This window comes from Nocardioides soli (genome assembly GCF_014191495.1).
Classification (GTDB): Bacteria; Actinomycetota; Actinomycetes; order Propionibacteriales; family Nocardioidaceae; genus Nocardioides; species Nocardioides soli.
Genome location: NZ_JACHWR010000005.1, coordinates 233,644 through 249,381 on the forward strand (window position 1 = coordinate 233,644; position 15,738 = coordinate 249,381).

Genomic DNA, 15,738 nt, shown 5'->3' on the forward strand with positions numbered 1-15,738 from the left:
TCGCGGGCTCTGTCGCCCGTGTGTGGGGCGTCTAGAAGCGGTGAAGCAATTGAGTGCGCGTCGAGTCCGGGCGTTCTCGCCTCTCCTGATCGGCGTGCTCGCCGCACTGACGACGGCGCTGCTGCCGCCGGTGCCGGCGACCGCCGCACCGGCCGCCGGCCGGACGGCCTGCACGATCAACGGCACGCCGGGTCCCGACGTGCTGCGTGGCGGCCCCGGCCGCGACGTCATCTGCGGCTGGGGCGGCGACGACGTGCTGATCGGCGGCGGCGGTGACGACGTGCTGCGCGGTGGTGGCGGTGACGACGTGCTGCGCGGCGGCGACGGCGACGACCTCCTCCAGGGCGGCCGCGGCGCCGACCGGCTGTACGGCGGCGCCGGGGACGACGTGCTGCGCGGCTACGTCGGCGACGACCGGCTGTACGGCGAGGCCGGGGACGACGAGCTGCGCGGCTACCGGGGCCGGGACCGGCTCGACGGCGGGCCCGGCGTCGACCGCCTGTTCGGCGGACCGGGTAGCGACCGCCTGATCGCGCGCGGCGACGACGGCGCCGGTGACCGGATCTCCTGCGGCCGCGGCGAGGACGTCGTGGTGGCGGACTCCGGAGCCCAGGTGCAGGGACGCTGCCAGACGGCCCCTGGCAACCGGGCCCCGACGCAGCTGCGGCTGGTGCCCGCCCGGGTCGCGGAGAACCAGCCCGCCGGCACCGAGGTCGGCCGCCTGCAGGCCGTCGACCCCGACAGCGGCGACGCGCACGAGTTCACCCTGGTCCCGGGGGCCGGCGCCGACGACAACGCGGCGTTCGTGCTCGACGGCGACCGCCTGCTGACGGCCCGGCCCTTCGACTTCGAGGCCGCGCCGCGTCTGTCGGTGCGGGTGCAGGCGACCGACCGCGGTGGGCTGAGCCTCGCGGCGTCCCTCACCGTCGAGGTGACCGATGTCGCGGAGAACCGGGCGCCCACGGCGGTCGGCGACGCCTACGCCACCGACGAGGACGTCGACCTGCGGCTGCCGACGACCGGCACCGGCGGTCCCACCGCCAACGACACCGACCCCGACGGCGACCCGCTCACCGTGGTCGCCGTCGACCAGGCGTCCGGCGGTACCGTCGAGATCGCCGCTGCCGAGATCGTGTTCCGCCCCGAGCCCGACCGCTGCGGCACCGGCTCGGCCGGCTTCCGCTACACGGTCTCCGACGGGCGCGGGGGCAGCGACTCGGCCCGGGTCGACGTCGACCTCCGGTGCCTGCCCGACCCGACCGTCGTCCGCGACGACTCCGCGACGGTGGACGAGGACGCGCCGGCGACCACGATCGACGTCCTCGCCAACGACACCGACCCGGACGGCGACCCGGTCGAGATCGACTCGGTCACCCAGCCCGCCCACGGCACCGTGGTCGTCACCGGCGGCGGCTCCGCACTCACCTACCGGCCGGCGGCGAACTTCTGCAGCCCGCCGGTGGACACGTTCACCTACACGGTCGTCGACGGACCGACCGCCACGGTCTCGGTGAGCGTGGACTGCGTCGACGACGCCCCGGTCGCCGTGGCCGACACCCTCGAGCTGACCGAGGACGACCCGGCGACAGCCGCCGACCCGCTCGCCAACGACACCGACGTCGACGGCGGGCCGATGTCGATCGACTCGGTGACCCAGCCGGCGGCGGGCACCGTCGCGATCATCGGTGGTGGCGCGGACGCGACGTACGAGCCGGACGCCGACGCGTGCGGCCCCGACAGCTTCACCTACACGCTGTCCCCCGGCGGCTCGACCGCGACCGTAGCGGTGGAGGTGGCCTGCGTCGACGACGCGCCCGTCGGGGTGGCCGACACCCTCGAGATCGCGGAGGACTCCGGCTGGACCGTGGTGCCCGTGCTCGCCAACGACACCGACGTCGACGACGGCCCGATGGCGACGACCGGCGCCACCGGCGCGAGCCACGGCCAGCTCGACCTCATCGCGGGCACGATCTCCTACCGACCGGCGGCCGACTACTGCGGCTCCGACAGCTTCACCTACACGCTCTGGCCGGGCAACACCACCGTCCCGGTCACCGTGACCGTGACCTGTGTCGACGACCCGCCCGTCGCGGTGAGCGACAGCGTGACGACGACCGTCGACACGCCGGTCGAGCTGGACGTGCTGGCCAACGACACCGACGTGGACGGCGGCCCCATCGCCGCGGAGGTGGTCAGCGGCCCGGCGCACGGCTCGCTCCTGCTCGACGACGACGGCACCGGCACCTACAGCCCGGCCGAGGGCTACTGCAACACCAGGCCGGGCCCCGCCCCGGACACCTTCGTCTACCGGCTCGTCCCGGGTGGTGCGACCGCCACCGTCGCGGTGACGGTCACCTGCTCCGACGACCCGCCGACGGCGGTCGACGACACCCTGCTCGTCGCCGAGGACGCCCCCGCCACGCCGGTGGCCGTGCTGGCCAACGACACCGACTCCGACGGCGGCCCGATGTCGGTCGGCGCGGTGACCCAGCCCGACCACGGCGTGGTCGTGATCACGGGTGGCGGCACCGGGCTGACCTACGAGCCGGCCGTGAACTACTGCGGCCCCGACAGCTTCACCTACACCCTGTCGCCGGGCACCTCGACCGCCACCGTCGAGGTGACGGTCGGCTGCGTCGACGACGCCCCGGTCGCCGTCGACGACGCGGTCACCGTGGAGGAGGACGCTGCCGCGTCGGCGCTCGACGTGCTCGCCAACGACACCGACATCGACGGCGGCCCGAAGCGGGTCGACGCGGTGGTCAGCGGCCCGGCGCACGGCACCGTGCTGATCACCGGAGGCGGCAGCGGTCTGACCTACACGCCCGAGGCCGACTACTGCAACGACCCGCCCGGCACCGACCCCGACGAGTTCACCTACAAGCTGAACGGCGGGGACACCGCCGTCGTCGAGGTCACGGTGACCTGCGTCAACGACGCTCCCGTCGTACCCACGGTCACGCTGGCGGGGCCACGCGCCGCGATCGGCAACACCACGCTGGTGGTCGACACCCCGACCGCGGCGTACAGCGCGGTGGGCAGCCCGGCGAAGGCCGTCACCGTCGACCTGCTGGCGGCCGCCACCGACATCGACGGCCCCGGCCCGCTGGCGATCACGGCCGCGACGATCACCACCGACCTGGGCGGCACGGTCGACCTGCGCGCCGACGGGACCTTCCGTTACGACCCGCCCGGCTCGGCGAGCTGCACCGGCACGGACTCGTTCGACTACACGGTCTCCGACGCGGCGAGCCCGCCGGCGACCACCACCGCCACCGTCGAGATCGCGGTCGCCGACTGCGTCTGGTACGTCGACAACACCGCCCCGGCCGGTGGGGACGGCACCGCCGCGGCGCCGTTCGACACCCTCGCCGAGGCCGAGACGGCCTCCGGGGCCGACGACACCGTCTTCGTCTACGTCGGTGACGGCACCAGCAGCGGCCTCGGCACGGGCTTCCGGATGGACCCGCGAGAGCGGCTGCTCGGCGAGGCCGCCGGCCTGACCGTCTCGGGTGTCGCGCTCGTCGCGCCCGAGCCCGGGGCGCGGCCGCTGCTGACCGCCAGCGGTGCGGACGTCATCGCGCTCGACGACGCCAACGTCGTGCGCGGCCTCCAGATCGACCCAGCGGGCGGTGGCGGCGTCGCCGGTGCCGCCGGCGACACCGGCGGCGGCACGCTCGCCGACCTCCGGATCATCGACACCGGCGTCGCCGGCACGGGGCCCGCGCTCGGACTCACCGACACCACCGGCACGTACGCCGTCTCGGACCTGGTCGTGGACACCTCGGCGGCGACGAGCCCGCCCGCCACCGCAGTCGGGATCCGGCTGGTCAACGCCGGCACGGTGACGTTCGCCGACGCCGGCACGATCCGGCTGGTCACGAAGGGCGCCAAGGCCCTGGAGGTGAGTGGCACCGCACTCGGGAGCGGGTCGGTCTTCGACGCGATCACGGTCACCGGCTCATCCTCGGGTGCCGTCACGATGACGAACGCGACCGGTACGACGACCTTCGCCGGCCTCGACCTGACCACCACCGGAGGAGCGGCAGCCGCCTTCGCGCTCAGCAACGCGGGCACCGTGCAGGTGCCCGCCGCCGCCACCGCCGACGTGGACGCGACCGGTGGGCCCGCGGTCGCGGTGATCGGCACCGGCGGCGCGGTGCTGCACTTCGACCGGGTCCGCTCGACCGGCAGCGCCACCGCCGGGATCGGCCTCTCCGGACTCGGCACCGGTGTCTTCAGCGCCGCGGCCACCAGCGCCGTCAGCGGAGCGGCCGGGGTCGCGTTCGACCTCGACGGCGGCTCGGGCGACGTCACGTACGCCGGATCGATCGACGACGGCGACGGCAGAGCGGTCGAGATCACCGGGCGCAGCGGCGGCGCCGTGACCTTCAGCGGCTCCGTCACCGACGCTGCCGACGCCGGCGGCGGCATCGCGGTCTCCGGCAACACCGGCGGCTCGACGACGTTCTCCGGCGCCGCCAAGCAGCTCGACACCGGTGCCGAGCCTGCGGTCACGATGCAGGCCAGCAGCGGACACACCCTCTCGTTCACCGGTGGCGGGCTCGTCATCCGCGCGACCAGCGGTGCGGGGCTGCGCGCCGTAGATGGCGGCTCGATCGCCGTCACCGGCAGCGGCAACCGCATCGCCACGACGACCGGCACCGCGCTGGACGTGTCCGGCACCGCCATCGCCACCGCAGGCGTGACCTTCCAGAGCATCTCGGCCACCGGCGCCCCCGTCGGGATCCGGCTCGACGACACCGGCACCACGGCCGGCGCCGGCTCGCTCACCGTGACCGGCGACGGCGGCAGCTGCACCACCTCGACCCGTGCGACGTGCTCGGGCGGCGAGATCGCCGACGCCGCCGGAGGAGACGACACGGGCGCCACCCCCACCGGCACCGGCATCGTGCTCAACCGGACCCGCGCCCCGTCGCTGACCAGGATGTGGCTCCACGGCCACGCCAACTACGCGATCCGGGGGACCGGGGTGGTCGGCTTCACGATGGCCGACAGCGTGGTCGACGGTGCCAACGGCACCACCCCGGCCGGTCCCTACTACGACTCCGCGATCTTCTTCGACGGACTGACGGGGTCGGCGTCGATCACCCGGACGCTCATCCAGGGCGGGGCCGGCAACAACCTGCGGGTCAGCAACGGCACCGGGACCCTCGACCGGCTGGTACTCGACCAGGTTGAGCTCGGTCTCTCGGGTGCCACGCCGACCAACGACGCGGTGCTGCTGCAGACCTCCGGCACCGCCGGCATGAAGGTCACCGTCAAGAACAGCTCCTTCTTCAGCGCCGCGGGCGATCTGCTGCAGCTCGACCACAGCGGCACCGGACCGGCCGACCTGGTGCTCACCGGCAACACCTTCAGCAACGGTCACCCGGCGATCGCCGAGGCGGGCGGCGGCGTCACCCTGACCCAGAGCGGCGGCAGCGGCGTCATGAGCGCGACAGTCACCGGCAACAGCTTCCGGGGCGCCGTGGGCAACGCCTTCACCGCGGTGAAGGGGCTGGGTCCCTCCGTCCAGACCGGGACCTTCCAGAGCAACACGGTGGGTGTCGCCGGCGGCGTCGGCTCGGGCTCCCTGGCCGGCAGCGGGGTCAAGATCCAGTCGCTGGGCGAGGGGTCGAGCACCTGGGCGGTGCGCTCCAACCAGATCCGGCAGTACGGCGCGAGCGGCATCGAGATCCTGGCCGGCGGTGGCGGCATCGCGACCGGCGGTGCGATCGACGCGAGCATCGCCGACAACAACATCACCCAGTACGACCTGGGCAACCCGTCGGCGTACGGCATCCACCTCAACCTGGGCACCGTGGCCGGGGCCACCTTCAGCGGCTGCGCCGCGATCACCGGCAACACGGTGAGCACCGGCGGCGCGACCACGGACATCCGGCTCCGCCAGCGCTACTCGACGACGCTCCGACTGCCCGGCTACGCGGGTGCGTCGGCCGACCCGACCGCGGCCTCGGCCTTCGTGAACGCCAACAACATGGGCAGCAACGCCGTCCAGGTCGACATCAGCAGCCCGCCCGGTGGCGGCGTCGTCGGCGGCGTGACCTGCGCGCAGCCACCGGCCTGACGAGAGGACAGCACACTTCCATGGCAGAGCCCTTCCTCGCCGAGATCCGGCTGATGTCGTTCGAGTTCGCCCCGAAGGGGTGGGCGCTGTGCAACGGCCAGTTGCTCCCGATCAACCAGAACCAGGCACTGTTCTCGCTGCTCGGCACGACCTTCGGGGGCGACGGGCGGACGAACTTCGCGCTGCCCGACTACCGGGGACGCACCCCGATCCACGTCGGCGCCGGGCACACCCTGGGTGAGCGGGGCGGCGAGGTCGGCCACACCCTCTCGATGGGCGAGCTCCCCGCCCACACCCACCGGGTCCGGGCCTCGAACCACGCGGTGCCCGGCGCGACCGCTCCCGACGGGCGCTACCTGGGCCGGGCCAACAACGCGTACGCCGCGGGCCCGCCGAGCACGACGCTGCGCCCCGACACCGTGACCGCGGTCGGTGGCAGCCAGGCGCACCTCAACCTGCAGCCGTTCCTGACCATCAGCTTCTGCATCGCGCTGCAGGGCATCTTCCCGTCCCCGACCTGAGGAGGACTCGTGGCACAACCGTACGTCGGCGAGATCCGCATGTTCGCCGGCAACTTCGCGCCGGCCGGGTGGCAGTTCTGCCAGGGCCAGCTGCTGCCGATCTCCGAGTACGAGACCCTGTTCCAGCTCCTCGGCACGACCTACGGCGGCGACGGCGAGTCGACGTTCGCCCTGCCGGATCTCCAGGGACGGATCCCGATCCACCAGGGCAACGGCTACCACCTGGCCGAGACGGGGGGCGCCGAAGAGGTGACCCTGACGATCACCCAGATCCCGAACCACAGCCACGCCTGGCTGGCCGTCGGCGACCGCTCCGGCACCCTGACCAGCCCGGCCGGAGCCCTGCCGGCGCCGTCGGCCAACGTGACGCCGTACCTCAACGAGGCTCCGGACGTGTCCTTCGCCGGCGCCGCGGCCGTGGCCACCGGCGGCAGTCAACCGCACACCAACCTGCAGCCCTACCTGTGCGTCAGCTTCATCATCTCGCTCTACGGGATCTTCCCGTCCCCGACCTGAGGAGAGTCATGGCCGACCCGTTCGTCGCCGAGATCCGGATCTTCCCCTTCAACTTCGCCCCCAAGGGATGGGCATGGTGCGACGGTCAGCTGCTGCCGCTGTCGCAGAACACGGCGCTGTTCTCGCTGCTCGGCACGACCTACGGCGGCAACGGCAAGTCCAACTTCGCGCTCCCCGACCTGCAGGGCCGGGCGCCGATGCAGCCCGGTCAGGGCCCGGGCCTCAGCGACCGGATGCTCGGCGAGGCCGGCGGCAGCGAGACGGTGACCCTGCTCGAGAGCGAGATGCCGGCGCACTCCCACTCCCTCCGGGCCAGCACCGCGGATGCCGCCGATACCAACGAGCCGACCCCGAGCGCGTCCTATGCGACCTCGTCGGGAGGGCGCCTCTATCAGCAGAACGCCGACACCGAGCTGGACCCGGACACGCTGTCGGTCGCCGGCGGCGACCAGCCGCACAACAACATGCAGCCCTACCTCACCTGCTACTTCAACATCGCCCTGCAGGGCGTCTTCCCGCCACGGACATGACGATGACCGACGACGTCGCCACCGCGCGCCGGATCCGACTGCGGCCCGCCACCGAGGGAGACCGCGAGTTCCTGGTCCGGCTCTACGGCTCGGTGCGGGCCGAGGAGCTCGACCGGGTCGCGTGGCCGCCGGGGCAGCGCGACGCGTTCGTGCGCATGCAGTTCGACCTCCAGGACCGGCAGTACCGCCAGCACAACCCGCACGGCACGTTCGACGTGGTCGAGGTCGAGGAGCGCCCGGCCGGCCGGCTGTACGTCGACCGCCGCGCCACCGACATCCGGATCGTCGACATCGCGCTGCTCCCCGAGTACTGCGGCCGCGGCATCGGGACCCACCTGGTGCGGGAGGTGCTCGACGAGGCGGCGGCCTCCGGTCGGACCGCGAGCATCCACGTCGAGGTCCACAACCCGGCGGCCACCCTCTACGAGCGCCTGGGGTTCGCGGCCGTGGCCGAGGTGGGCGTCTACCGCCGGATGGAGTGGCGGTCGTGATGACGCACCTGGGCTTAGGCGAACGCGGCCTCGTAGCGCAGCCCGCCGTCCCGGGGCCCGAGCGGCACCAGGAAGAGATCGAGGTCGCCGAGGTCGGCGTGCCGCAGGGCGTAGGTGCCCTGCGGGAGCACAACGTCGGCCGGGCCGGAGAAGAACAGCGAGAACTGCTGCCGCGACCGGCCGTCCGGCCCGGGTCCGCCGGCCTCCTGGCTCTCCCACGTCTCGCTGAGCTCCAGACGGGCGTCGCGGTCGGCGAGCGCGACATCGAAGGAGTCGCCCACGTGCGGAGCGAAGAGATCGTGCGTGAGCCACTGCGGTCCGGACACCCGCCGATGCTATGCCCCCGCCCGACGAGAGGAGCACCCGTGCCGCCCCTGACCCGCCGCGTCCTGCTCGGCTCGACCGCCCTGGTCGCGCTCGTGCAGCCCCTGATCGATCCCGTGCAGGCCTTCGCCGCCGGCCGGACCGGCGAGCGGCTGTACCGCCGGGGCCGGTTCAAGCGCCGCCGCGGCCGGCGCTTCCGGCTCAGCGACGGCGCCGTCACCTACCGGGCCAAGCTGGTCAAGGTGCGCAACCTGCCCGACGGCACGGCCGGCGACCAGGAGCAGTTCAGCCTGCTCTTCCGCACCGCCCGGCGGCTGCCGGCCGACGGTGGCACCTACACCCTGCAGCGCGCGGGCTTCGTGCCGACCGCGCTGTTCGTCGTCCCGCTCGGAGCCAGCGGCCGGCTCTGCGAGGCCGTGATCAACAGCGCCCCGCGGAGGCGGCGCCGGCGCTGACCGCGGCGGGACGTCATCCGGACGGTGCAAGCGGGTGCTCCGTCCGGATGACGTCCCACCGCCGCCGGCCCACGAAAGAGGCCAGTTCCCGTCCTCAATCGCGGCCTAGCCTGGCGACATGAACACCAGTGCCCGGATGCTGCGGCTGCTCTCGCTCCTCCAGACCCACCGGTACTGGCCCGGCGGCGAGCTCGCGGACCGCCTGGAGGTGAGCCCGCGCACCCTGCGCCGCGACATCGACCGGATCCGCGAGCTCGGGTACGACGTCGACGCCGTGCGCGGGGTCAGCGGCGGCTACCAGCTGCGGGCGGGCAGCACGCTGCCGCCGCTGCTGCTCGAGGACGAGGAGGCGATCGCGATCGCGGTGGGCCTGCACACCGCCGCCTCCGGGGCGGTCGCCGGGCTGGAGGAGACCGCCGTGCAGGCGCTGGCCAAGGTGATCGCGTTGATGCCGCCGCGGCTGCGCCGGCGGATGGAGGCGCTGCGCTCCCAGACCGACGGGGTCCCGTGGGGCGGGGGACCGGTGGTCGACGCCACTGTGCTGAGCGTGCTCGCCCAGGCCTGCCGCGACGACGAGCCGGTCGGCTTCGTCTACACCGCGCGTCCCCGCGACGGGCGCGCGGCCGAGCCGACGCAGCGGCGGGTCGAGCCGCACCGGCTGGTGTCGCTCGGCCGCCGCTGGTACCTCGTCGGCTACGACCGCGACCGCCAGGACTGGCGCTCGTTCCGGGTCGACCGGATGCGCGACGCCACCACCACCGGGCACCGCTTCCGCCCGCGGGAGCTGCCCGCCGCCGACGCCGCGTCGTTCGTGCAGGCGGGGATCCGCTCGGCGCCGCAGCGCTACGACGTGCGGGTCCGGTTCGCCGCCGATGCCGACACGGTCGCGGCGTACGTCGGCCGGTGGGCCACCGTCGAGCCGGCCGGGGCCGGCTGCGTGATGCACATGCCCAGCGACAGCCTGGACTGGCCGCTGATGGTGCTGGCCCATCTCGACAGCGAGTTCACCGTCGAGGGCCCGGCCGAGCTCGTGGACGCGGTGGCCCGGGTCGGGGAGCGATTTGCCCGGGCGGTCCCTCGGGGTGGCGGGTCGGGGCGTGGGTCCATCAAGGGATGAAGGCCGACCCGCGCTCACCCGGGCGAGCTCAGCCGGGGATGCGCGGTTTCGCCCTCATTCCATGGTGAACCTGTGACCCCAGGCGCACCCGACCGGCCCCGACGGGATGGTGCCGGCCACTGCGGTCTTCGTAGCTCTACGGCTATGCCACCGTGCTGCTCGGGGTGCCGATGGCACTCGCGTTCGGGTCGGGCCGCAGGTCGCCGGCGGCCACCGGCAGGTACCGCTCCCAGGCGGCGGGCCGCGGCACCGCGCGCACGCTCGTCGACAGCGTCGGGATCAGCGCGACCAGGGCGGTGAGGCCGCCGAGCACGGCGATCGCGGGGCCGCCGCCGAGGCCCGTGAGCAGTGCGCCCGCGATGAAGGGCGCGAGCGGCATCGCCGACATCGACACGAACTGCATGGTCGACTGCACGCGGCCCTGGAGCTCGACCGGCGTCACGGCGATCCGGTAGGAGCCGATGCCGGCATTGCCCGCGGGGTTGAGGAAGAGGCCGAGCGCGAGGGCCGCGGCGACGACCGCCGGGCTGTTCCAGAGCGCCATCGGTACGACGAGGGGCACGAAGCTCCACGCGATCGCGACGGTCAGGCGGCCGGTCGGCAGCCGGTCGATGAGCCACGGCGCGACGATCGCGCCGAGGATGCCGGCGACGCCGGCGGCGGTCTCGACGAGACCGATCTGGAAGGCGGGGACGCCGCCCTCGATCAGGCGCAGCACCGCGGCGAAGAAGAGCGCGTTGACGGCCAGGTTGGTCAGCGCCGACCACACCGTCAGCACCCGGAAGAGCGGCCGCGCCCGGATGAACGTGAAGCCCTCGGCGAGGTTCCGGCGCAGCGTCGGCCGGCCCGGCGTGCCGGCGGGCCGCGCAGGGGCGGACAGGTCGGCGCGGATCCGGCCGAGCAGCACCCACGACACGGCGAACGTGACGGTGTTGACCGCGAACGGCAGCCACCGCGTCACGGCGTACAGCACGCCGCCGAGCGGGGCGCCGACCAGCGCCGCGATGTGCTGGCGGGCCTGGTTCTGCGAGAGCGCGGTGGGCAGGTCCTCGGTGTCCACGATCGCGCGCACGGCCGAGATCTCCGCCGGCCCGAAGAGGCCGGCCGCGGCCCCGGTGAGGAGCGCGACGACCAGCACGTGGGGCACGGTCAGCGCGCCGGCCAGGCCGGCGGCTACGAGCGAGGCGTAGAGCAGCACGCCCGTGCCGCTCGCCGTGCGCATCACGCGGCGCCGGTGGACCCGGTCGGCGAGCACCCCCGCCGGCAGCAGCGTGCCGGCCAGGCCGAGCAGGTAGAGCGCCTCGGCGGCGGCCGCCGCGAGTGCCGAGCCGGTGAGGGCGTAGGTGATCAGCGGGAAGACGAACGTGCTGATCCGGCTGCCCAGCTCGCTGATCGTCTGGCCGACCCAGAGCACGGTGAAGTCGTGGTTGCGAGCGAGGGTCCGGTAGCTGCTCATATCCGCAACATAACTTGCGCAAGTAATATTGCGCAATAGTTCGTGCGAAACTCTGGCTAGACTGGCGACATGCCGTTCCAGTCCCGCGGGCAGCAGGTCCACGACCCGAAGATCTTGCGCGCGATCGCGCACCCGCTGCGCAATCGGATCCTGGCCGAGCTGTCCGCGAGCGGGTCGATGCGGGCGGCCGATCTGGCGCGGGAGCTGGACATCCCCGCCAACCAGGCGAGCTTCCACCTGCGCCAGCTCGCGAAGTACGGCCTCGTCGAGGACGACCCCGACGCCGCCCGCGACCGGCGCGACCGGGTCTGGCGGCTGACCTCCGAGCACGGCCTGATGGTGAAGATCGACGAGCTCGAGCAGCAGCCGGGCGGCCGGGCCGCCTCCGCGGTCTTCCGGCAGAACGCCGCCGCGTGGGGACGCGCCGTCGTCGACGCGGCGTACGACGACGCGAACCGGAGCCCGGACGCCTTCCGGACCGTCAACGAGCAGGCCCTGCGGCTCACCCGCGAGGAGGCCGAGCAGCTCGCGCAGGAGATCGACGAGGTGGTGGCCGGCTGGGCCGACCGCCACCGCGGTCGTGCCGACGAGCGGGCGACATACCTCTGGTTCTCGGTACTCCAGCCGCACCCGCAGGTCCACGCGGAGGGGGACGCCTGATGCCCCCTCGCCTCCGGCCGGCCGACCCCGCCGAGGTCGCCGCCGCGCTGGCCCGCGTCCAGGCCGGTGCGCCCGACCGGGCCGACCTCCGCCTGCTGACCAAGCACTTCCTCGCCGTGCTCGAGCAGCGCGCGCCCGGACACTCCGTCGAGGTCCGGGTGCCGCCGTACGCCGCGGTGCAGGTGATCCCCGGTGTCCGGCACACCCGCGGCACCCCGCCTGCCGTGGTCGAGACCGACGCGGGCACCTGGATCGCCCTGGCCACCGGCGAGCTCGCCTGGTCGGACGCCGAGTCCGCCGGCCGGGTCGTCGCCTCGGGCGAGCGTGCCGACCTGACGCCGTACCTGCCGCTCGGATAGCCCGCCGGTCGGATAGTCCGTCACGTTCTGGTTGCCCCAGGGCGGTGACGGCAGCCATTTCGTGACGGACTATCCCGACGATCTAGGGTCGGGCACATGAGCGACGACATCCGCGGCAAGGTCCAGGCCATCCTCCCGAGCGTCCGGACGGACCTCGAGGACCTGGTGCGGATCCAGTCGGTCAGCGCGGACCCGGAGCGGCTCGGGGAGGTCGAGCGGAGCGCGCAGCGGACCGCCGAGCTGTTCGCGGCCGAGGGGGTCGACGTCGAGATCGTGCGCGCCTTCGAGGGCGCGCCGCCCGCCGTCGTCGGCGAGAAGAAGGGGCCGGAGGGCGCGCCGACCGTGCTGCTCTACGCCCACCACGACGTGCAGCCCGAGAACGACCACGCCGACTGGGACTCCGCGCCCTGGGAGCCGACCGAGCGCGACGGCCGCCTCTACGGCCGCGGCGCGGCCGACGACAAGGCCGGGATCATGGCGCACGTCGGCGCGCTGCGTGCGCTCGGCGACGACCTGCCCGTGACGGTCCGGCTCTTCATCGAGGGCGAGGAGGAGGTCGCGAGCGCGACGCTCCCGCAGCTGCTCGAGCAGTACCAGGACCGGCTGAAGGCCGACGTCATCGTGATCGCCGACTCCGGCAACTGGGACATCGGCGTGCCCGCGCTGACCACCAGCCTGCGTGGCCTGATCCGGGTCGACGTGGAGCTGCGCACGCTCACCCACGCGGTCCACTCCGGCATGTGGGGCGGCCTCGCGCCCGACGCGATCATGGCGCTGATCCGCCTGCTGAACTCGCTCTGGACCGAGGACGGCGCCCCCGCGGTCGCCGGGCTCGTCAGCGGCCCGGCCGCCCCGGTCGAGTACCCGGAGGACCGGCTGCGCGCCGAGTCCGGCGCCATCGACGGACTCTCCTGGGTCGGCCAGGGACCGGCGGTCGAGCGACTCTGGACGCAGCCGGCGATCACGGTCACCGGCTTCGACGCCCCGAAGGTCGCGGGCGCCTCCAACACGCTCAGCCCGGTCGCGCGCGCCCGGGTGACGATCCGGATCGCGCCCGGCGACACCGCCGAGAACGCCGTCGCGCGGCTCGAGGCGCACCTGCGCGCGCACGTGCCGTGGGGCGCGTCGCTGGGCACGACCGTCGTCGACACCGGCGAGCCGATCGCGCTGCCGGCCGACGGCCCGGCGTACGACGCGGCGCGCGCGGCGTTCACCGAGGCCTGGGACGGCACCGCGCCCGTCGACATGGGCGTGGGCGGATCGATCCCGTTCATCGCGGAGTTCCTCGAGGCGTTCCCGGAGGCGAGCGTGCTCGTCACCGGAGTGGAGGACCCCGACACCCGTGCCCACGGCGCCAACGAGGGTCTGCACCTCGCGGAGTTCGAGCGGGTGGTGCTCGCCGAGGCGCTGCTGCTCAGGAACCTGGCGCGCTGACGCCGGCCGCGGCAGGCAGCCGCACCCGGAAGGTGCTGCCCGTCCCGAGCGCCGACTCGAGGTCGACCCGGCCGCCGTGCCGCGCGGCGAGCCGGCGCACGATCGCGAGCCCGAGGCCGGTGCCCGACTGCTGCGCCGCCTCGGGGTCCGCGGACCGGTAGAACTCCTCGAACACGTGCTGCTGGTCGGCGGCGGAGATGCCGATGCCGTCGTCGGTGCAGGTGAGCACGACCTCGCCGTCGTCGGCCTCGAGGCGTACGTCGACGTGGCCGCCGCCGCGCGTGTACTTCACCGCGTTGCCGACGAGGTTGGCGACGACGTGCTCGAGCTCGTGGGCGATCCCGAGCACCGGGGCGGGGCCGCCCGGCAGCGTGGTCGTCATGGTGATGCCCCGGGCCTGGGCCGGCCCGGTGTTGAGCTCGACGATGTCGGCGACGACGGGGGTGAGGTCGACCGGCCCGGCTCCGTCGAGGCCGGTGGCGTCCGCGGTGCGGTGCAGCACCAGCAGCTCCTCGACGACCCGTGAGAGGCGGGTGCTGCCGCGTCGGATCGCGGCGATGGCCGTGTGCGAGAGGTCGGAGAGGTTCGGGTCCTCCGCGAGGATCTCCAGGTAGCCGACGATGCTGGTCAGCGGCGTGCGCAGCTCGTGGGAGACCGTGGCGACCAGGTGGCTCTTGTACTCGGCGAGCTCCTGGAGCTCCCCGACCAGCTGGTGCTCCCGCTCGAACATCCGAGCGCTCGCGAGCGCTCGGCCGAGGTCGCGGCCGATGTCCAGCGCCATCGCGGCCTCGACCTCGCTCCACTCCGCGCCGCTCCGGCCGCGAGTCATGCCGATCCAGCCGAGGCACTCCCCGCCGGAGCCGAGCGGGGCCAGCAGCAGGGAGCCCGCCGAGGTGGTGGAGAGGAACGCCATCACCTCGGCGTACGCCCCCGCGCCGAGCGGCTCCGGCGACTGCCGGTCGGGGGCGAACACGCCCACGTCCTGGCGGTCCCAGAGCGCCTCGGCGTACTGCTCGAGGAGCGCGACGGTCGTGGACGGCGGGATCACCGGGTCGTGGTCGTGGACGGCCCGCGGCTGCTCGCCGACCAGCTGGGTCCACAGCGCCTGGACCCGGAAGCCGTCGACGATCGCGGTCGCGCTCTCGGTCAGCGCCCGGGCGGCGGACATCGACGCCGAGGCGCGGCGCACGATGTCGGCCGCGGCCGCCGCCAGCCGCACCCGCTCCGCCATCCGCTCGCGCTCCAGCGTCGCGGCCACCGCCCCGCCGGCCTGGCGGGCGTAGACGTCGAGCAGCGCGCGCTTCCCCTCGTCGGGGATCAGGCCGTCGCGGGGCACGTCGAAGCCGAGGACCGCGAGCAGCCGGCCGCCGTCGTCGTACAGCGGCGCGACCAGCAGGTCCTCGGGGTGCCACGCGTCGTCGGGTACGTCGCGGGGCCCGTCGGAGGTCCAGCCCCACTTGTCGATGTCGAGCCCGTGCCGGTCGTGGCGCACGAACGTGAGCCGACCCCAGTCCTCGCCGTTGCGCATCGCCTCGAGCAGCGGCTCGACCGGGGCCAGGGTGTCGAGCAGGGCGTCGCGCGCCTCCTGCGGCCCGACCACGCACAGCAGCTGGAGGTAGCCGTCGTCGCGGACCGCGCTCACGCCCACCACGTCGAAGCCGGCGACCTCGGCGATCGCCTCGATGATCGACTGCAGCGCCTCCTTGGACCGGTCGTCGGACCAGCGGGAGCCGCGGACCGGCCGCTCGTCTCCGGCGATGTCCGTCATGAGTCCGTCGAGTCGG

13 protein-coding genes are annotated in these 15,738 nt (G+C 73.9%); 10 read left to right on the plus strand and 3 right to left on the minus strand.

Going from position 1 to position 15,738, the window contains the following annotated elements:
* The first annotated feature begins 94 nt into the window (after positions 1 to 94).
* The 5 genes from FHU40_RS25295 to FHU40_RS25315 are packed head-to-tail and all read left to right on the plus strand — an operon-like array spanning position 95 to position 8,149.
* Complete coding sequence (locus tag FHU40_RS25295; RefSeq protein ID WP_183595272.1) at positions 95 to 6,091, plus strand: Ig-like domain-containing protein; 5,997 nt, start codon at positions 95 to 97, stop codon at positions 6,089 to 6,091.
* A gap of 20 nt (positions 6,092 to 6,111) precedes the next feature.
* On the plus strand, positions 6,112 to 6,612 hold the full coding sequence (locus tag FHU40_RS25300) for a phage tail protein (RefSeq protein WP_183595273.1): 501 nt from the start codon (positions 6,112 to 6,114) through the stop codon (positions 6,610 to 6,612).
* Between the two features lie 9 nt (positions 6,613 to 6,621).
* Entirely contained in the window at positions 6,622 to 7,128 is a 507-nt protein-coding gene (locus FHU40_RS25305) for a phage tail protein (RefSeq protein WP_183595274.1), read from the plus strand.
* An 8-nt stretch (positions 7,129 to 7,136) separates the two neighbouring features.
* Positions 7,137 to 7,658, plus strand: coding sequence for a phage tail protein (locus tag FHU40_RS25310; protein WP_183595275.1), 522 nt, complete (start codon positions 7,137 to 7,139; stop codon positions 7,656 to 7,658).
* Positions 7,659 to 7,660: 2 nt separating this feature from the next.
* Positions 7,661 to 8,149, plus strand: coding sequence for a GNAT family N-acetyltransferase (locus FHU40_RS25315; protein ID WP_183595276.1), 489 nt, complete (start codon positions 7,661 to 7,663; stop codon positions 8,147 to 8,149).
* Positions 8,150 to 8,163: 14 nt separating this feature from the next.
* On the opposite strand, the gene FHU40_RS25320 is transcribed toward FHU40_RS25315, so the two are convergent.
* The gene (locus FHU40_RS25320) at positions 8,164 to 8,475 is read right to left on the minus strand and encodes a DUF6916 family protein (protein WP_183595277.1); all 312 of its coding nucleotides are present in this window, start codon (positions 8,473 to 8,475) and stop codon (positions 8,164 to 8,166) included.
* Between the two features lie 39 nt (positions 8,476 to 8,514).
* Between FHU40_RS25320 and FHU40_RS25325 the strand changes: the two genes are divergently transcribed.
* Both FHU40_RS25325 and FHU40_RS25330 read left to right on the plus strand, forming a co-directional pair.
* Positions 8,515 to 8,928, plus strand: coding sequence for a DUF6916 family protein (locus FHU40_RS25325; RefSeq protein ID WP_183595278.1), 414 nt, complete (start codon positions 8,515 to 8,517; stop codon positions 8,926 to 8,928).
* A gap of 118 nt (positions 8,929 to 9,046) precedes the next feature.
* Positions 9,047 to 10,045 (plus strand): helix-turn-helix transcriptional regulator, encoded by a 999-nt coding sequence (locus tag FHU40_RS25330; RefSeq protein WP_221200278.1) that lies wholly within the window; start codon positions 9,047 to 9,049, stop codon positions 10,043 to 10,045.
* A 142-nt stretch (positions 10,046 to 10,187) separates the two neighbouring features.
* On the opposite strand, the gene FHU40_RS25335 is transcribed toward FHU40_RS25330, so the two are convergent.
* Positions 10,188 to 11,501 (minus strand): MFS transporter, encoded by a 1,314-nt coding sequence (locus FHU40_RS25335; RefSeq protein WP_183595279.1) that lies wholly within the window; start codon positions 11,499 to 11,501, stop codon positions 10,188 to 10,190.
* A gap of 69 nt (positions 11,502 to 11,570) precedes the next feature.
* Here FHU40_RS25335 and FHU40_RS25340 point away from each other — a divergent pair, with 69 nt between their 5' ends.
* The 3 genes from FHU40_RS25340 (at position 11,571) to FHU40_RS25350 (ending at position 13,954) form a co-directional block, all read left to right on the plus strand.
* A complete protein-coding gene (locus FHU40_RS25340; RefSeq protein ID WP_183595280.1) occupies positions 11,571 to 12,161 on the plus strand; it encodes a helix-turn-helix domain-containing protein in 591 nt (196 codons plus the stop codon).
* On the plus strand, positions 12,161 to 12,520 hold the full coding sequence (locus FHU40_RS25345) for a sterol carrier family protein (protein WP_183595281.1): 360 nt from the start codon (positions 12,161 to 12,163) through the stop codon (positions 12,518 to 12,520). Before FHU40_RS25340 ends, FHU40_RS25345 begins: the two co-directional genes overlap by 1 nt.
* A gap of 96 nt (positions 12,521 to 12,616) precedes the next feature.
* Complete coding sequence (locus FHU40_RS25350) at positions 12,617 to 13,954, plus strand: dipeptidase (protein ID WP_183595282.1); 1,338 nt, start codon at positions 12,617 to 12,619, stop codon at positions 13,952 to 13,954.
* Here FHU40_RS25350 and FHU40_RS25355 read toward each other — a convergent pair.
* Positions 13,935 to 15,722 carry a GAF domain-containing sensor histidine kinase gene (locus tag FHU40_RS25355; RefSeq protein ID WP_183595283.1) on the minus strand — a complete coding sequence of 596 codons (1,788 nt, stop codon included), beginning with the start codon at positions 15,720 to 15,722 and terminating at the stop codon, positions 13,935 to 13,937. The genes FHU40_RS25350 and FHU40_RS25355 overlap by 20 nt on opposite strands.
* Positions 15,723 to 15,738: the final 16 nt, after the last annotated feature.